This window comes from Streptomyces sp. NPDC050806, from assembly GCF_055586425.1.
On sequence record NZ_JBVJIF010000006.1, the window covers coordinates 435,835 to 450,796 of the forward strand.

The 14,962-nt window shown below is 69.3% G+C and carries 15 protein-coding genes; 6 read left to right on the plus strand and 9 right to left on the minus strand.

Features of this window, described 5'->3' with window-relative positions; translation table 11 throughout:
• Positions 1-20: 20 nt before the first annotated feature.
• The 5 genes from ACZ6WH_RS21285 to trxA all read left to right on the plus strand — a co-directional run bounded on the left by ACZ6WH_RS21285 (position 21) and on the right by trxA (position 5,256).
• The gene (locus tag ACZ6WH_RS21285; protein WP_469729917.1) at positions 21-1,721 is read left to right on the plus strand and encodes a protein kinase family protein; all 1,701 of its coding nucleotides are present in this window, start codon (positions 21-23) and stop codon (positions 1,719-1,721) included.
• 352 nt (positions 1,722-2,073) lie between these two features.
• A complete protein-coding gene (gene sigM / locus ACZ6WH_RS21290; protein ID WP_469729918.1) occupies positions 2,074-2,757 on the plus strand; it encodes an RNA polymerase sigma factor SigM in 684 nt (227 codons plus the stop codon).
• Positions 2,754-3,749, plus strand: coding sequence for an anti-sigma factor family protein (locus tag ACZ6WH_RS21295; protein WP_469729919.1), 996 nt, complete (start codon positions 2,754-2,756; stop codon positions 3,747-3,749). The genes sigM and ACZ6WH_RS21295 overlap by 4 nt, the downstream gene beginning before the upstream one ends.
• Positions 3,750-3,891: 142 nt before the next feature.
• Positions 3,892-4,884 (plus strand): thioredoxin-disulfide reductase, encoded by a 993-nt coding sequence (trxB, locus tag ACZ6WH_RS21300; protein WP_432856868.1) that lies wholly within the window; start codon positions 3,892-3,894, stop codon positions 4,882-4,884.
• Between the two features lie 45 nt (positions 4,885-4,929).
• On the plus strand, positions 4,930-5,256 hold the full coding sequence (gene trxA, locus ACZ6WH_RS21305; RefSeq protein WP_030615259.1) for a thioredoxin: 327 nt from the start codon (positions 4,930-4,932) through the stop codon (positions 5,254-5,256).
• Between the two features lie 64 nt (positions 5,257-5,320).
• On the opposite strand, the gene ACZ6WH_RS21310 is transcribed toward trxA, so the two are convergent.
• The 9 genes from ACZ6WH_RS21310 to rpmH form a co-directional block, all read right to left on the minus strand.
• Positions 5,321-5,938: a GNAT family N-acetyltransferase gene (locus tag ACZ6WH_RS21310; protein WP_052866242.1), complete on the minus strand. Its 618-nt coding sequence runs from the start codon at positions 5,936-5,938 to the stop codon at positions 5,321-5,323.
• Positions 5,939-6,247: 309 nt separating this feature from the next.
• Complete coding sequence (locus tag ACZ6WH_RS21315) at positions 6,248-7,342, minus strand: ParB/RepB/Spo0J family partition protein (protein ID WP_432856863.1); 1,095 nt, start codon at positions 7,340-7,342, stop codon at positions 6,248-6,250.
• Positions 7,339-8,409 (minus strand): ParA family protein, encoded by a 1,071-nt coding sequence (locus ACZ6WH_RS21320; protein WP_469729920.1) that lies wholly within the window; start codon positions 8,407-8,409, stop codon positions 7,339-7,341. Before ACZ6WH_RS21320 ends, ACZ6WH_RS21315 begins: the two co-directional genes overlap by 4 nt.
• Positions 8,410-8,750: 341 nt before the next feature.
• A complete protein-coding gene (rsmG, locus tag ACZ6WH_RS21325) occupies positions 8,751-9,476 on the minus strand; it encodes a 16S rRNA (guanine(527)-N(7))-methyltransferase RsmG (RefSeq protein ID WP_361553350.1) in 726 nt (241 codons plus the stop codon).
• A gap of 132 nt (positions 9,477-9,608) precedes the next feature.
• A complete protein-coding gene (locus tag ACZ6WH_RS21330) occupies positions 9,609-10,115 on the minus strand; it encodes a Jag family protein (RefSeq protein WP_361553353.1) in 507 nt (168 codons plus the stop codon).
• A 12-nt stretch (positions 10,116-10,127) separates the two neighbouring features.
• The gene (gene yidC / locus ACZ6WH_RS21335; RefSeq protein ID WP_432856858.1) at positions 10,128-11,318 is read right to left on the minus strand and encodes a membrane protein insertase YidC; all 1,191 of its coding nucleotides are present in this window, start codon (positions 11,316-11,318) and stop codon (positions 10,128-10,130) included.
• Positions 11,319-11,321: 3 nt separating this feature from the next.
• Positions 11,322-11,642, minus strand: coding sequence for a membrane protein insertion efficiency factor YidD (gene yidD / locus ACZ6WH_RS21340; RefSeq protein WP_432856856.1), 321 nt, complete (start codon positions 11,640-11,642; stop codon positions 11,322-11,324).
• A complete protein-coding gene (gene rnpA / locus ACZ6WH_RS21345; protein WP_469729921.1) occupies positions 11,639-12,031 on the minus strand; it encodes a ribonuclease P protein component in 393 nt (130 codons plus the stop codon). The genes yidD and rnpA overlap by 4 nt, the downstream gene beginning before the upstream one ends.
• Positions 12,032-12,055: 24 nt before the next feature.
• On the minus strand, positions 12,056-12,193 hold the full coding sequence (gene rpmH, locus ACZ6WH_RS21350; protein WP_003949374.1) for a 50S ribosomal protein L34: 138 nt from the start codon (positions 12,191-12,193) through the stop codon (positions 12,056-12,058).
• 358 nt (positions 12,194-12,551) lie between these two features.
• Here rpmH and dnaA point away from each other — a divergent pair, with 358 nt between their 5' ends.
• Positions 12,552-14,561 carry a chromosomal replication initiator protein DnaA gene (gene dnaA / locus ACZ6WH_RS21355; RefSeq protein WP_469729922.1) on the plus strand — a complete coding sequence of 670 codons (2,010 nt, stop codon included), beginning with the start codon at positions 12,552-12,554 and terminating at the stop codon, positions 14,559-14,561.
• Positions 14,562-14,962 lie beyond the last annotated feature (401 nt).

A 14,962-nucleotide genomic window follows, 5' to 3' on the forward strand; every position in this document is an offset into this window, starting at 1 on the left:
ATGGGGAGGCAGGAACGACGGTGGCGGAACGGAGCACGGCTGCCGTCGACGTGGCCGACACGAGCGGTGGAGAGCCGCTCGCCGCCAAGGCGGACGAGGCCACGACCGACGGCACGAAGGCCGAGAAGGTGGCCGACGCGGCGCAGGACACCGCGGACAGCGGCGCGAAGAGTGCCACGACAACCGAGGCTGAGCCGCTCGAACTGCACAGCGGTCACAAGCTGGCCAGGCGTTACCGTCTGGAGGAATGCGTCACCCGGCTGGACGGCTTCAGCAGCTGGCGTGCCGTCGACGAGAAACTGCGCCGCGCCGTCGGTGTCCACCTCCTGCCCGCCGACCACCCGCGTGCCCGCCCCGTGCTCTCCGCCGCACGGTCCGCCGCGCTGCTCGGCGACCCGCGCTTCGTCCAGGTCCTCGACGCCGTCGAGGAGAACGACCTGGTCTACGTCGTGCACGAGTGGCTCCCCGACGCCACTGAACTGACCACCGTCCTCGCCTCCGGACCGCTCGAACCGCACGACGCCTACCAGCTCGTGACCCAGGTCTCCCAGGCCATGGCCGCCGCCCACCGTGAAGGTCTGGCGCACCTCCGGCTGACCCCCGGTTCCGTCCTGCGCACCTCCTCCGGCCAGTACCGCATCCGGGGCCTGGCCATCATGGCCGCGCTGCGCGGCCTGACCAGCGAGCACCCGCAGCGCACCGACACCGAGTCGATCGGCGCCCTGCTGTACGCGGCGCTGACCCAGCGCTGGCCGTACGAGAACGACGCGTACGGCCTGTCCGGGCTGCCCAAGGGCGTCGGTCTGATCGCGCCCGACCAGGTGCGGGCCGGAGTGCACCGCGGCCTGTCCGAGCTGGCGATGCGCGCCCTGGTCAACGACGGCGCCACCGCCTCCCGCCAGGAGCAGCCCTGCACCACCCCGGAGGAGCTGGCCAAGGCCGTCGGCGCCATGCCGCGCATCCGCCCGCCGGAGACCTCCTTCACCACCCCGCCGCCCTACCAGCGCACCGGCTACCAGCAGGGCTCGTACGCGCAGACGTCCGGCACCGGCCGGACCGGGCCGGCGGCCACCCGCCCGGTTCCCGCACCGCCGGCCCCGCTGCAGAGCCGTACGGGCAGGGCGGCCAAGTGGTGCGTCTCCGCGCTGCTGATCGCCGCCCTGGGCCTGGGCAGCTGGCAGCTGGCCGACACCCTGCTGAAGGACCGGAACCAGGACGACTCGGGGAGCTCCCAGACCACCGGGGGCAACGCGGAGGCGGTATCGGGCAAGCCGGTGCACGTCGACAAGGTGATGGACTTCGACCCGCCGCCCGCCGGCGACGGTACGGAGAACCCCCAGGAAGCCACCAAGGCCGCCGATGGCAACGCCGACACCTACTGGCCCACCCGGAACTACTACGGCCGCTCGGATTTCGGTGGTCTGAAGAGCGGCGTGGGGCTGGTTCTCGACCTCGAAAAGGTCCAGCAGGTCGGCAGCATCAAGGTCGATCTCCTGGGGGACACCTCGCTCGACTTCCGTGCCGCGCCCGAGGACAGCGGCGATGCGCCCACGACCCTGGACGGCTACAAGAAGATCGCCAGCGGCAAGGGGGAGTCCGTCACCCTCCGCGCCAAGGAGCCGATCAAGACACGTTACGTATTGGTCTGGCTCACCGACCTCCCGTTGAAGGACGATGGCAACTACCGGGGCCAGATCAAGGAGATCCAGGTCCTCAGCTAGGGGTGGGCAGCAGGGGGCGCCAGGATGTCGACACGGACAACGGCCGGCACGCACTGGGGCTCCCCGGGCCTCCTCGGGCGTCCGTGGCCGCCTGCCGCGGCCGTCGTCCTGGAGTCTGGTTCCACCGAGCACCCGTATGTAAGCTCCCGTCTACAGCTTGACGCCAGGGGTTCGGTTATGCGTGATGGCGCAGTGATGCCCACCGTCGTAGGAGAGGCCGGAACGGCCGGTGACCCGGTTGGTCCGGTCGACGCCCGTGCCCGCGCGGCACCGGGCCGGTGGCGTCCCGTGATCCCGTCCGCGTGGTCCTGGCTCCCCGGCCCGCGCCGGGCCGGCTCCTGCGGGGCGGGCCATGGCAGATGACTCCCGCCCCTCCGACCAGGCGCTCCTCGCCCGTCATGTCGAGGGTGACCCCGACGCCTTCGGAGAGATCGTCAGGCGCCACCGTGACCGGCTGTGGGCGGTGGCGCTGCGCACCCTCGGCGACCGCGAGGAAGCGGCCGATGCCGTACAGGACGCCCTGGTGTCCGCCTACCGCGCCGCCCACACCTTCCGCGGCCAGTCGGCCGTCACCACCTGGCTGCACCGCATCACGGTCAACGCCTGCCTGGACCGGGCCCGCAAGGCGGCTTCCCGGCGCACCTCGCCGGTAGCGGAGACCGAGCGGCTGGAGCAGCTCATCGAGCCGCACGAGTCCGCAGCCGTGCCCGCCGAGCGGCAGGACCTCCACCGCGAACTGCTCAGCGCCCTCCGCACACTCCCCGCCGAACAGCGCGCGGCCCTCGTCCTGGTCGATATGCAGGGCTACCCCGTCGCCGAGGCCGCCGAAGTACTTGGCGTCCCCACCGGAACGGTGAAGAGCCGGTGCGCGCGCGGCCGGGCCCGGCTTCTCCCGATGCTCACCCATCTGCGCGCCGAAGACGGGGATAAGGGCACCTCAGGCGGGGGAAGGAACCGGGCGCAGGGGACATCCGTCCCACAGACGGCAGGACCCAACGACTCAGGGGCCGTGAAGGGCGGAGGTGGGCGAGCGTGACATCCACGACCGACACGGGCGGGCATCCGGAGGTCGCGGAGATCTCTGCGCTCGCGGACGGGTTGCTTGCACCCGGCCGCGCAGCGGATCTCCGCGCGCACCTCGACGGCTGTCCGCTGTGTGAGGACGTCCACAGCTCGCTGGAGGAGATCCGCAGTCTGCTCGGCACGCTACCCGGGCCCGTACGGATGCCGGATGACGTCGTGGGACGCATCGACGCCGCCCTGGCAGCGGAAGCGCTGCTCGATGCCACGGCCCCCGCGGGTGGGCCCGCCCTGGTGCCGACGACCGTCGGCGACGGTGCGCGGATCGTCGCCCAGCAATCGGCAGGGCCGGACGACAGCGCTGTTTCACGTGAAACATCGGAGACGGGCCGCGGCGGTGTTTCACGTGAAACAGTGCCGACCCGCTCGGGCGGCAGTTCCGCCGATCGCCCGGCCGGGTACCCCCGCTCCGCCACGGGCCCCGGCCGAAAGGCACCCGGCACCCGCACCACGCGGGCGCACCGCTGGCCCAAGGTGCTGCTCGGCACAGCGGCCGCGGCGGCCGTACTCGGGATCGGTGGCATCCTTCTGCAGAATGGTTCCGGGAATCCGGGACACGAGCAGGACCCCGGAGTGAACGCCACCGAGACGAACAACGGTGACGCGTCTCTCAGCTCCGCGACACTGGGCAGCCATGTGCGTGATCTGCTCGACGAGCCACGTCGCAGCAAGGCGCCGGACGTGGGCACCCAGAGCTCGCCCCAGACGCCGCTGCGGGGCGCGGACGACACGATCCCCTCCTGCGTACGGGAAGGTCTCGCCCGTTCCGAGAAGCCGCTGGCCGCGACCCGCGACACCTATCGGGGCAAGGAGGCGTACCTCGTCGTGCTGCCGCACCCGTCGGACGCCTCCCGGGTCTCTGCCTATGTGGTCTCCGCGGGCTGCGTCTCGGCATCACCGCCCGCCCCGGGGAAGATCCTGCTCAGCGGGACTTACCCCCGCGGCTGAGCCGACGGCTGACGCGGCGGGCACCGGGCCGGTACGGGAGCGCTGGAACACTGCGGGAATGCTCGCCCCGTAGGATCCGTTGGGTGGGGTGAGAGTTCCTCCAGCCCACCCAACGCAGTCGGCAGAGACAAGGAAGACACCCGTGAGCGACGTCCGTAACGTGATCATCATCGGCTCCGGGCCTGCGGGCTACACCGCCGCGCTCTACACCGCCCGTGCCTCGCTGAAGCCGCTGGTGTTCGAGGGCGCCGTCACCGCCGGTGGCGCACTGATGAACACCACCGATGTGGAGAACTTCCCCGGCTTCCGCGAGGGCATCATGGGGCCGGACCTGATGGACAACATGCGGGCCCAGGCCGAGCGCTTCGGCGCCGAGCTGATCCCCGACGATGTCACCGCCGTGGACCTCTCCGAGCCGATCAAGACCGTCACGGACTCCGCCGGCACCGTGCACCGTGCCCACGCCGTGATCGTCACCACCGGCTCCCAGCACCGCAAGCTGGGCCTGCCCCGCGAGGACGAGCTCTCGGGCCGTGGCGTGTCGTGGTGCGCCACCTGTGACGGCTTCTTCTTCAAGGACCAGGACATCGCCGTCATCGGCGGCGGCGACACGGCCATGGAGGAGGCGACCTTCCTCTCCCGCTTCGCCAAGTCGGTCACCATCGTCCACCGCCGCGACACCCTGCGCGCGTCGAAGGCCATGCAGGAGCGTGCCTTCGCCGACCCGAAGATCAAGTTCGTGTGGGACAGCGAGGTCGCCGAGATCCACGGTGAGAACAAGCTTTCCGGCCTGACCCTGCGCAACGTCCAGACCGGCGACACCTCCGAGCTCCCGGTCACCGGCCTGTTCATCGCCATCGGCCACGACCCGCGTACGGAGCTGTTCAAGGGCCAGCTGAAGCTGGACGACGAGGGCTACCTCAAGGTCGACGCGCCCAGCACCCACACCAACATCCAGGGCGTCTTCGCCGCCGGCGACGTCGTGGACCACACCTACCGCCAGGCGATCACCGCCGCCGGCACCGGCTGCTCCGCCGCCCTGGACGCCGAGCGCTTCCTCGCCTCGCTGACCGACAGCGAGCCGGCCGAGCCCGAGCAGACCCCGGCCGAGCCGGAGCAGACCCCCACCGCCTGAGCCCTGAACGTCAGCTGTTCACACCCACCCAGTAAGGAGAACGCCATGGCCGGTGCCACGGTGACCGTGACGGACGACAACTTCGAAGAGGTCGTCCTCAAGAGCGACAAGCCTGTACTCGTCGACTTCTGGGCCACCTGGTGCGGCCCGTGCCGCCAGGTTGCCCCCTCCCTGGAGGCCATCGCCGCGGAGCACGACGAGATCGTCATCGCCAAGCTCAACACCGACGAGAACCCCGCGACCACCGCCAAGTACGGCGTCATGTCGATCCCGACCATGAACGTCTACCAGGGCGGCGAGGTCGTGAAGACCATCGTCGGTGCCAAGCCCAAGGCCGCGATCGAGCGGGACCTGGCGGACTACCTCGCCTGATCTCCGCACGCTGTTTCACGTGAAACGGGCCCGCCCTTCGGGGCGGGCCCGTTTCGCTGTCCGCCTACAGTGGTCGCAGCACGGGCTCCTTCTGGACCGCGCCCAGCAGCCGGTCCAGCGCGAGTTCCACGTCTTCCTTCCAGGACAGCGTCGTACGGAGTTCCAGGCGCAACCGCGGATAGCGGGGGTGCGGCCGTACCGTCTTGAAGCCCACCGCGAGCAGATGGTCGGCGGGCAGCACGCACGCCGGCTCGGTCCACTTCGCATCGCCGAACGCCTCGATCGCCTTGAAGCCCCGGCGCAGCAGATCCTTCGCCACCGTCTGGACCATGACCCGGCCCAGCCCCTGGCCCTGGTAGCCGGGGATGAGCCAGGCGGTCATCAGCTGTACGGCATCGGGGGAGACGGGGCTCGTCGGGAAGGCGGTGGAACGTGGCACGTAGGCCGGAGGCGCGTACAGCACGAAGCCGACGGGGACCTCGTCCACATAGACGACCCGGCCGCAGGAGCCCCACTCCAGCAGCACGGCCGAGATCCAGGCTTCCTTCTCCAGCTCGGGCCGGCCGCCCTTTACCGCGGCCTCGCCGCTGACGGGGTCGAGCTCCCAGAAGACACACGAGCGGCAGCGCTTTGGGACATCCGGAAGGTTGTCCAGCGTGAGCGGTACGAGCCGACGCCCCATGAAGCCAGGTCCTCACTTCCCTCGCCCACCGCACCTCCCGGCCCGGTCAGCGGAACGCGCTCCCTGAGCAGACCACCGACGAACCCGCCGACTGCGCCCAGACCGAACCCCGCTGCCATCAATCCGGTGCGGCTCACCGATCGCATGGCCTCTCCTCGTCGTGAGGTGACTCCGAGTGGATGCGTGCCATACCCGAACGCATCGTAACCGGGACACACCTACCGGGGTACCGCGCAATGGCAAAGGGCGGGCCGCGTTCCGGCCACCAGACCGGCACACGACCCGCCCCTTGGAGGACGGCGGCGTCACTCACGCCTCGTCGCTGTCCTCCTCCAGCTGCTTCTCGAGCACCTTGCCCTCACCGGGGGCCAGCGAGCCGAGGATGCGGTCAAGATCGTCTATCGAGGCGAACTCCACGACGATCTTGCCCTTCTTCTGGCCGAGGTCGACCTTCACCCGCGTCTCGAAGCGGTCCGAGAGCCGGGAGGCCAGATCGGTCAGCGCGGGCGAGACGCGAGTACCGGCCCGCGGCCCCTTCGCCCGCGAGGTGCTCTTGGGCTCGGACCCCATGAGCGTGACGATCTCCTCGACCGCCCGGACGGAGAGGCCTTCGGCCACGATGCGGTGGGCCAGCCGGTCCTGCTCCTCGGAGTCCTCCACGGCCAGCAGCGCCCGCGCATGACCAGCCGAGAGCACCCCGGCCGCGACCCGTCGCCGCACCGGCAGTGAGAGCTTCAGCAGCCGCAGCGTGTTGGAGATCTGCGAGCGCGACCGGCCGATCCGGTCCGCCAGCTCGTCGTGCGTGCAGTTGAAGTCCTTCAGCAGCTGGTCGTAGGCCGCCGCCTCCTCCAGCGGGTTCAGCTGGGCCCGGTGGAGGTTCTCCAGGAGAGCGTCCAGGAGAAGCTTCTCGTCGTCCGTCGCCCGGACGATCGCCGGAATCTTCTCCAGCCCGGCCTCACGGCAGGCCCGCCAGCGGCGCTCGCCCATGATGAGCTCGTACCGATCCGACCCGGTGCTCCGCACGACGACCGGCTGGAGCAGGCCCACCTCCTGGATGGAGGTGATCAGCTCCGCGAGAGCGTCCTCGTCGAACACCTCACGCGGCTGTCGCGGATTGGGCGTGATGGCGTCGAGCGGCAGTTCGGCGAAGTGCGCGCCGGCGACCTGGGCCTCCTGAGCCTCCGTCGTCGGTTCGGCCGGTGCCTCTGTTTCACGTGAAACGGCGGCGTCCGGGATCGCTGCCACCTTCGCCGCGGCCACGCCTCGCTCCGACGTCATCACCGGCACTGCCGACGGCGATGTCGTTCCCCTGCCCACCGCGGGGCCGGCGTTGTCCGAACCCTGCGGTGCCGCGGGGATCAGCGCACCGAGCCCGCGGCCCAGTCCTCTACGTCGTTCGCTCACTGAGTCCCCTCCGACATGCTGTGCTGTGATTCATAGGTCACGCTGAGCCCCTGGCCTGCCGTCCCCGGTGCCCCGCGCAGCGCGATCTCCCGCGCCGCTTCGAGGTAGGACAGCGATCCGCTGGAGCCCGGATCATAGGTGAGCACCGTCTGCCCGTAGCTCGGCGCCTCGGAAATACGCACCGAGCGGGGAATGCTGGTTCTCAGTACCTCGCTGCCGAAGTGGCTGCGCACCTCATCGGCGACCTGGGAGGCAAGCCGGGTACGCCCGTCGTACATGGTCAGCAGGATCGTCGACACATGCAGCTTGGGGTTCAGGTGGCCTCGGACCAGGTCCACGTTCCGCAGCAGCTGGCCCAGCCCCTCCAGCGCGTAGTACTCGCACTGGATCGGGATCAGCACCTCGGCACCGGCCACCAGGGCGTTGACCGTGAGCAGACCGAGCGAGGGCGGACAGTCGATGAGGATGTAGTCCAGCGGCTGTTCATAGGCCTTGATGGCCCGGTCCAGCCGGCTCTCCCGCGCCACCAGCGAGACCAGTTCGATCTCCGCGCCGGCCAGGTCGATCGTGGCGGGCGCGCAGAACAGCCCCTCCACGTCCGGCACCGGCTGCACCACGTCGGAGAGCGGCTTGCTGTCCACCAGCACGTCGTAGATGGAGGGGACCTCGGAGTGATGATCGATCCCCAGGGCCGTGGAGGCGTTGCCCTGCGGGTCCAGGTCGACCACCAGCACTCGTGCCCCGTGCAGGGCGAGTGAGGCCGCCAGGTTCACGGTGGTCGTGGTCTTACCGACCCCGCCCTTCTGGTTGGCCACCACCATGACCCGGGTCTGCTCGGGGCGTGGAAGGCCCTCTCCCGCACGGCCCAGGGCCTGGACCGCCAACTGAGCAGCACGACCGATCGGGGTGTCGTCCATGGGGGGCGGCGTTTCACGTGAAACGTCGTCCCCGAGCGACTCGCTACGGGGACCGGGGACCGGATCGGTCATCGGGCCCGCGATGTTGGCGTCGGACCGCAAGGATTCACTCTCCTCGACTTCAGGCTCGCAATGCTCAGAGCCTGCCATGGTTTCGGTGTCGTGAACCAGGGAGGCCCTGTCTCCTGTGGATGAATCCTCCTCTGTGGATACATCCGTGACCCGACCGGGTCGGTGGCCTCGCGGTGCGGCAGCCGCACGACCTCGGCTGATGATTCCATGCAGCAGGGAGCGACGTTTCACGTGAAACACGATGCCAGCACCGTGTCCCATTCCCCCGCGACACTCCGGCTTATGTCGTTTTGGTGGTTTGTATGGAGCATGGGCCTGGCCGGTTCGAGCGACACCACTGGACTCGGACGGCCGGAGCGCTCCCCGTCAGCGGACGGAAAGCGCTCCTGTCTGCGTCTGGTTTTGTGCGCTGCTGAGGCCTAGCGTCGCCGTCCCCTGGCAGGCCGGTTGGCGCGGTTCGCCTTGGCGCGCTTGGCCGCGAAGCGGACGCCGCCGGGGCTCTCGCCCACCTCCACGCGGACGACCGTGGACATCGGGTCCACCACGCCCTCGCCGACGTGCACCACGGACGTCTCCACGACGCCGAGCTTGCTGAGCGCCGCCCGGGCACCCTTCAGCTCCTCGTCCGCGGTGTCGCCCTTGAGCGCCAGCATCTCGCCGTACGGCCGCAGCAGCGGCACGCCCCAGCCGGCCAGCCGGTCCAGCGGCGCCACCGCACGCGCGGTCACCACGTGGACCTGAGGAATCTTGCCCATCACCTCTTCGGCCCGGCCCCGCACCACGGTCACATGGTCCAGGCCCAGCAGCTCCACGACTTCCTGAAGGAAGTTCGTGCGCCGCAGCAGCGGCTCCAGCAGGGTGATCTTCAGGTCCGGGCGCACCAGCGCCAGGGGGATGCCCGGAAGGCCCGCGCCCGAGCCCACGTCGCACACCGAGACACCCTCGGGGACCACCTCGGAGAGCACCGCGCAATTCAGCAAGTGCCGCTCCCACAGCCGCGGCACCTCACGCGGACCGATCAGCCCGCGCCGCACGCCCGCGTCGGCGAGCAGCTCGCCGTACCGTACGGCCTCCGGGAAGCGCTCACCGAACATCTCCCGCGCCGCCTCCGGCGCCGGGGGAAGCTCCGCCGCTGACTCCGTCACGGTTACCGCCCTTCCTCTGAACTGCTGATACTGCCGGTGCCCGGTCGGATTCCGGTCCACACAGAAGGCTGACAAGACATGACCCCGCCTGCGAACAGACGGGGCCACAAGAAACGCGCGAGCGCCGGCGGATCAGGCCGGGAGCACGACAACCCGGCGCTGGGGCTCCTCGCCCTCGGACTCGCTGCGCAGCCCGGCCGCCGCGACGGCGTCGTGCACCACCTTGCGCTCGAACGGCGTCATCGCCTTGAGCTTCACCGGCTCGCCCGAGGTCTTCGCCTCCTGGGCCGCCTTGGCACCCAGCTCCGCGAGCTCCTCGCGCTTACGGGCTCGGTAGCCCGCGATGTCCAGCATGAGACGGCTGCGGTCGCCGGTCTCCCGGTGCACCGCCAGCCGGGTCAGCTCCTGGAGCGCCTCCAGCACCTCACCGTCCCGGCCGACCAGCTTCTGCAGGTCACGGCCGGTGGAGTCACTGATGATCGACACCGCGGCACGGTCGGCCTCGACGTCCATGTCGATGTCACCGTCGAGATCCGCGATGTCCAGCAGGCCCTCGAGGTAGTCAGCCGCGATCTCGCCCTCCTGCTCCAGCCGGGACAGGGTGTCGGTGCCCTCGGCGGCAGGGGTCGTGTCCGTCACGAAGAACTCCTTCTACTTCTTGGACGGGTGCTTGGGCCGCTGCTGGCCCTTGCGCTGTCCGGACTTGGCGTTACGGGAGGAACCGGCGGCGGAGCTGCCCTTGCCCTTGCCGCCCTGCGACTTCTGCGCGGCGTTCTTCTTCGCCGCGTCCGCCTTCTGGCCCGAGTCCTTCTCCAGCGACTGCTTCGTCTGGCCTTCCTTGGCCGTGGAGTCCCCGCCCTGCGCACCCGCGCGGGCCCGCGTACGGGTCTGCGTGCCGCCGGCCACGGGGGCCGCGGTCTGCCGCTGCGACTTGCTCTGGCGCTTGGGCTGCTGGCGGTGCTGACGCGCTTCCTCGGCGGCCTGCTTCGCCTCGACCTCCGCCGGGTCCTCCTTCAGCTTGCCCTTGGCCTTCAGACGCGCCTGGCGCTCCTCGAAGGCCTTGCTGCCGGGAGTGGGGTTACGGCGGATGACGAACATCTGCTGGCCCATGGTCCACACGTTGGTGGTCAGCCAGTACACGAGGACACCGACGGGGAAGTTGATACCGAAGACGGCGAACATGACCGGGAAGACGTACATCAGCATCTTCTGCTGCTGCATGAACGGCGTCTTCACCGTGAGGTCGACGTTCTTCGTCATCAGCTGGCGCTGGGTGTAGAACTGCGACGCCGACATCAGAACGATCATGATGACCGTGACGACCCGGACGTCGGTCAGGGAAGCACCGAGCGCCTCGACCTTGGACGCCGAGTCCATGAACTTCACGGACAGCGGGGCACCGAAGATGTGGGCCTTCTGCGCGCTCGCCAGCAGCGGCGCGTCGATCACACCGACGGTCTTGTTCTGCGCGATGTGGTTCAGGACCTGGTACAGCGAGATGAAGAACGGTGACTGGGCCAGGATCGGGAGACAGCTCGAGAGCGGGTTGGTGCCCGTCTCCTTGTAGAGCTTCATCATCTCTTCGGACTGGCGCTGCTTGTCGCTCTTGTAGCGCTCCTGGATCGCCTTCATCTTCGGCTGGAGCGCCTGCATGTTCCGCGTCGACTTGATCTGCTTCACGAAGAGCGGGATCAGACAGATACGGATCAGAACCACGAGCGACACGATGGACAGACCCCATGCCGCGCCGCTGTTCCGGTCGAAGACCAGGCTGTACAGCGAGTGGAACTGGACGATGATCCAGGAGACAGCGGTATAGAGAGGACCGAGGATCGTGTCCACGAATCAAGCTCCTTGGGCGTTGGGCTGAGTCTCGGGCTGTGCGGCGGGCTCATTGGCGGCGGGCCCGTCTCCCAGGCGGCTCCTCAGCCGCTGGTGCCAGACCGGATGCTTCCGGGGCGGTACATGGTCGACACCACCGAGCGACCACGGATTGCAACGCAGGATGCGCCAGGCGGTCAGCGCTGTCCCTTTTACCGCGCCGTGCCTGTCGATGGCCGTGTAGCCATAGTGGGAGCACGACGGGTAGTACTTGCAGACCGGGCCCAGCAAGGGGCTGATGGTCCACTGATACAACTTGATCAACAGCAGCAGCGGGTACTTCATGAAGCGCCCCCTCCTGGGTCCCGCCCGGGGGTCCTCAGCAGGCGCTGCAGCGCGGCGTCGAGATCATTCGCGAGCGCTTCGTACTCCGCATCGCCCGCGCCGGGCAGCGCTCGTACAACAACCAGGCTACCGGCGGGCAGCCGATCCAGCCGATCGCGCACGAGGTGGCGGAGCCGGCGCTGGACCTTGTTGCGGACCACGGCATTGCCAATGGCCTTGCTCACGACGAAACCCGCACGCGCCGGGGGAACCATTTCCCCCGGTGCGTGCGGGTCCGTTGCACCGCTGCGTAGATGGACGACGAGGAGCGGGCGCCCGGCCCTGCGTCCTCGGCGTACCGCGGCCGCGAAGTCCTCGCGCCGCCTCAGCCGATGCTCGGTAGGCAGCACGACATGGACCTAGAGGCCGGGCTGTCAGGCCGACAGACGGGCGCGACCCTTGCCACGGCGGGACGCGAGGATCGCGCGGCCGGCACGCGTACGCATGCGCAGGCGGAAGCCGTGGGTCTTGGCGCGGCGACGGTTGTTCGGCTGGAAGGTGCGCTTGCTCACTCGGGGGCTCCAGGAAAGATTGTTGCCTCTTGCGAGACAGGTGTGGGGCGTCGACTGGCTGTCACCGTGCGCCCACGAGTAGCTCGCATACGCCCGAGTGCACCGCTACACGATCGCTGGGCGCGATCTTTGCCCATCGGAGGCAGGCGGCAGCAGCCATCGACAACTCGACCTGGTTACGGTACGCGCGGCCGCATCATCCGGTCAAACCGGCTCCATGACAGGACACGCTGTACACAGGCTGTGGACAACAACTTGAACACGCGCGGGTCAGCTGACTACCGTGGCTGAACTCCGATTCCTTCCCGCCCGTCCTGAGAATCACACATTCGTGGGACCTGCTGAGAGAGCGTGCTCTGTGGCTGACGTCCCTGCAGATCTTGCCGCAGTGTGGCCGCGGGTACTCGACCACCTGCTCCGGGCGGAGAGCGACAGCCTCAAGCCCAAGGACCAGGACTGGCTCAAGCGGACCCAGCCGCTCGCCCTGGTCGCCGACACCGCGCTGCTCGCTGTTCCCAATGAGTTCGCGAAGGGCGTGCTGGAAGGCCGGCTCGCCCCCCTGATCGGCGAGGCGCTGAGCCACGAGTGCGGCCGCCCGATCCGTATCGCGATCACCGTCGACGACACCTCCGAGGCGCCCCAGCCCCCCGCGCCTCCGCAGCAGCACCTCCCCTCGCAGCAGCCGCAGCTCTCGCACGACGCGTACGACAGCTACGACAGCCGCCAGGGTTACGGTCGGCAGAGCGGGCCCCAGGGCGGCCACGAAAACGGTCCACAGGGCGTACCCCAGGGTGGACACGGCGGCCATCAGAACGACGAGCTGCCCACCGTGCGCCCCGCCTACCCCGAGTACCAGCAGCAGCACCCGCAGCCGCGCCCCGCGCCCGGCGCCTGGCCGCAGCACGCGGACGACCGCCGGTCCGGCATGGGCGACGACTCCGGGCGACACGACGACTACGGCTGGCAGCAGCAGCGGCTCGGCGGCTTCCCCGAGCGCGACCCGTATGCCACGCCGCCCTCGCATCTTCAGCAGCACGGCCGCCCGGCACACGGCGACTATCGGTCGCAGAACGACGACTACCGGTCACAGGGTGACGACTACCGCTCGCAGAGTGGCGACGACTACCGCCGACAGGGCAGTGACCGTCCGCACTCCGAAGCGCCGCGCTCTCCGTACGAGCAGTCCCCGCAGCACCGCGACACCGACGGCCTCCAGCCCGGCGGCCACGGCCGGCACGCGGCACCGGGCGGCCACGGCAGCAACCTTCCCGCGCCCAGCGGCGCCCCCGGCCCGCTCGCGGCGCAGCCCGCGCCGGCGACCGGCCCCGGCGAGCCCACCGCGCGGCTGAATCCGAAGTACCTCTTCGACACCTTCGTGATCGGCGCTTCGAACCGCTTCGCGCACGCCGCCGCGGTCGCCGTCGCCGAGGCTCCGGCCAAGGCGTACAACCCGCTGTTCATCTACGGCGAGTCCGGGCTCGGCAAGACGCACCTGCTGCACGCGATCGGCCACTACGCGCGGAGCCTGTACCCGGGCACGAGAGTCAGATACGTGAGCTCCGAGGAGTTCACCAACGAATTCATCAACTCCATCCGCGACGGCAAGGCGGACGCGTTCCGCAAGCGCTACCGCGACATGGACATCCTGCTGGTCGACGACATCCAGTTCCTGGCGAGCAAGGAGTCGACGCAGGAGGAGTTCTTCCACACCTTCAACACGCTGCACAACGCGAACAAGCAGATCGTGCTCTCCAGTGACCGGCCGCCCAAGCAGCTGGTGACCCTGGAGGACCGGCTGCGCAACCGCTTCGAGTGGGGCCTGATCACGGACGTCCAGCCGCCCGAGCTGGAGACGCGTATCGCGATCCTCCGCAAGAAGGCGGTGCAGGAGCAGCTGAACGCGCCGCCGGAGGTACTGGAGTTCATCGCCTCCCGGATCTCGCGGAACATCCGTGAGCTGGAGGGCGCGCTGATCCGGGTCACGGCCTTCGCCTCGCTGAACCGGCAGCCCGTGGACCTCGGCCTCACCGAGATCGTGCTGAAGGACCTGATCCCGGGCGGCGAGGACGCGGCGCCGGAGATCACCGCCACGGCGATCATGGCGGCCACCGCCGACTACTTCGGGCTCTCGGTGGACGACCTGTGCGGCTCCTCGCGCAGCCGGGTGCTGGTGACCGCGCGGCAGATCGCGATGTACCTGTGCCGTGAGCTGACCGACCTGTCGCTGCCGAAGATCGGCGGACACTTCGGCGGCCGCGACCACACCACCGTCATGCACGCGGACCGGAAGATCCGCGCGCTCATGGCGGAGCGGCGCTCCATCTACAACCAGGTGACCGAGCTGACGAACCGCATCAAGAACGGCTGAAGCGCGCGGCGAAGGCCGCAGGCGCGCCCAGGGCGCTCCGGGACGAACTCCCGGGGCGCCCTTCGTCATTGAGAGCCCCTCAGTACGCGGAGAGCCCGCTCGGCCCGTTCACCGAAGGGGCGTCAGGAGGCCGCACAGCGCGGTCCGGAACCCTCGGGAGGCGTCCCCACGCTGTGGAACGCGCGCGCCGGCCGCCTCCGAACTCCCCGCCGCTGTTCGATTTCTGACGAGGACACGGCTTCTCTCCACAGTTTGGGCGAGAATCTTCCTTCCACACCCTGGGGACTGGGAAGTTATCCCGATGACATCCACAAGCGCTCCGCACGTGAGTGGATCACCCCAGGTCAGCAGGGTGTGGATTTGCGGACAACTGTTGTCCACAGGGTGTGGACGAAGAGATC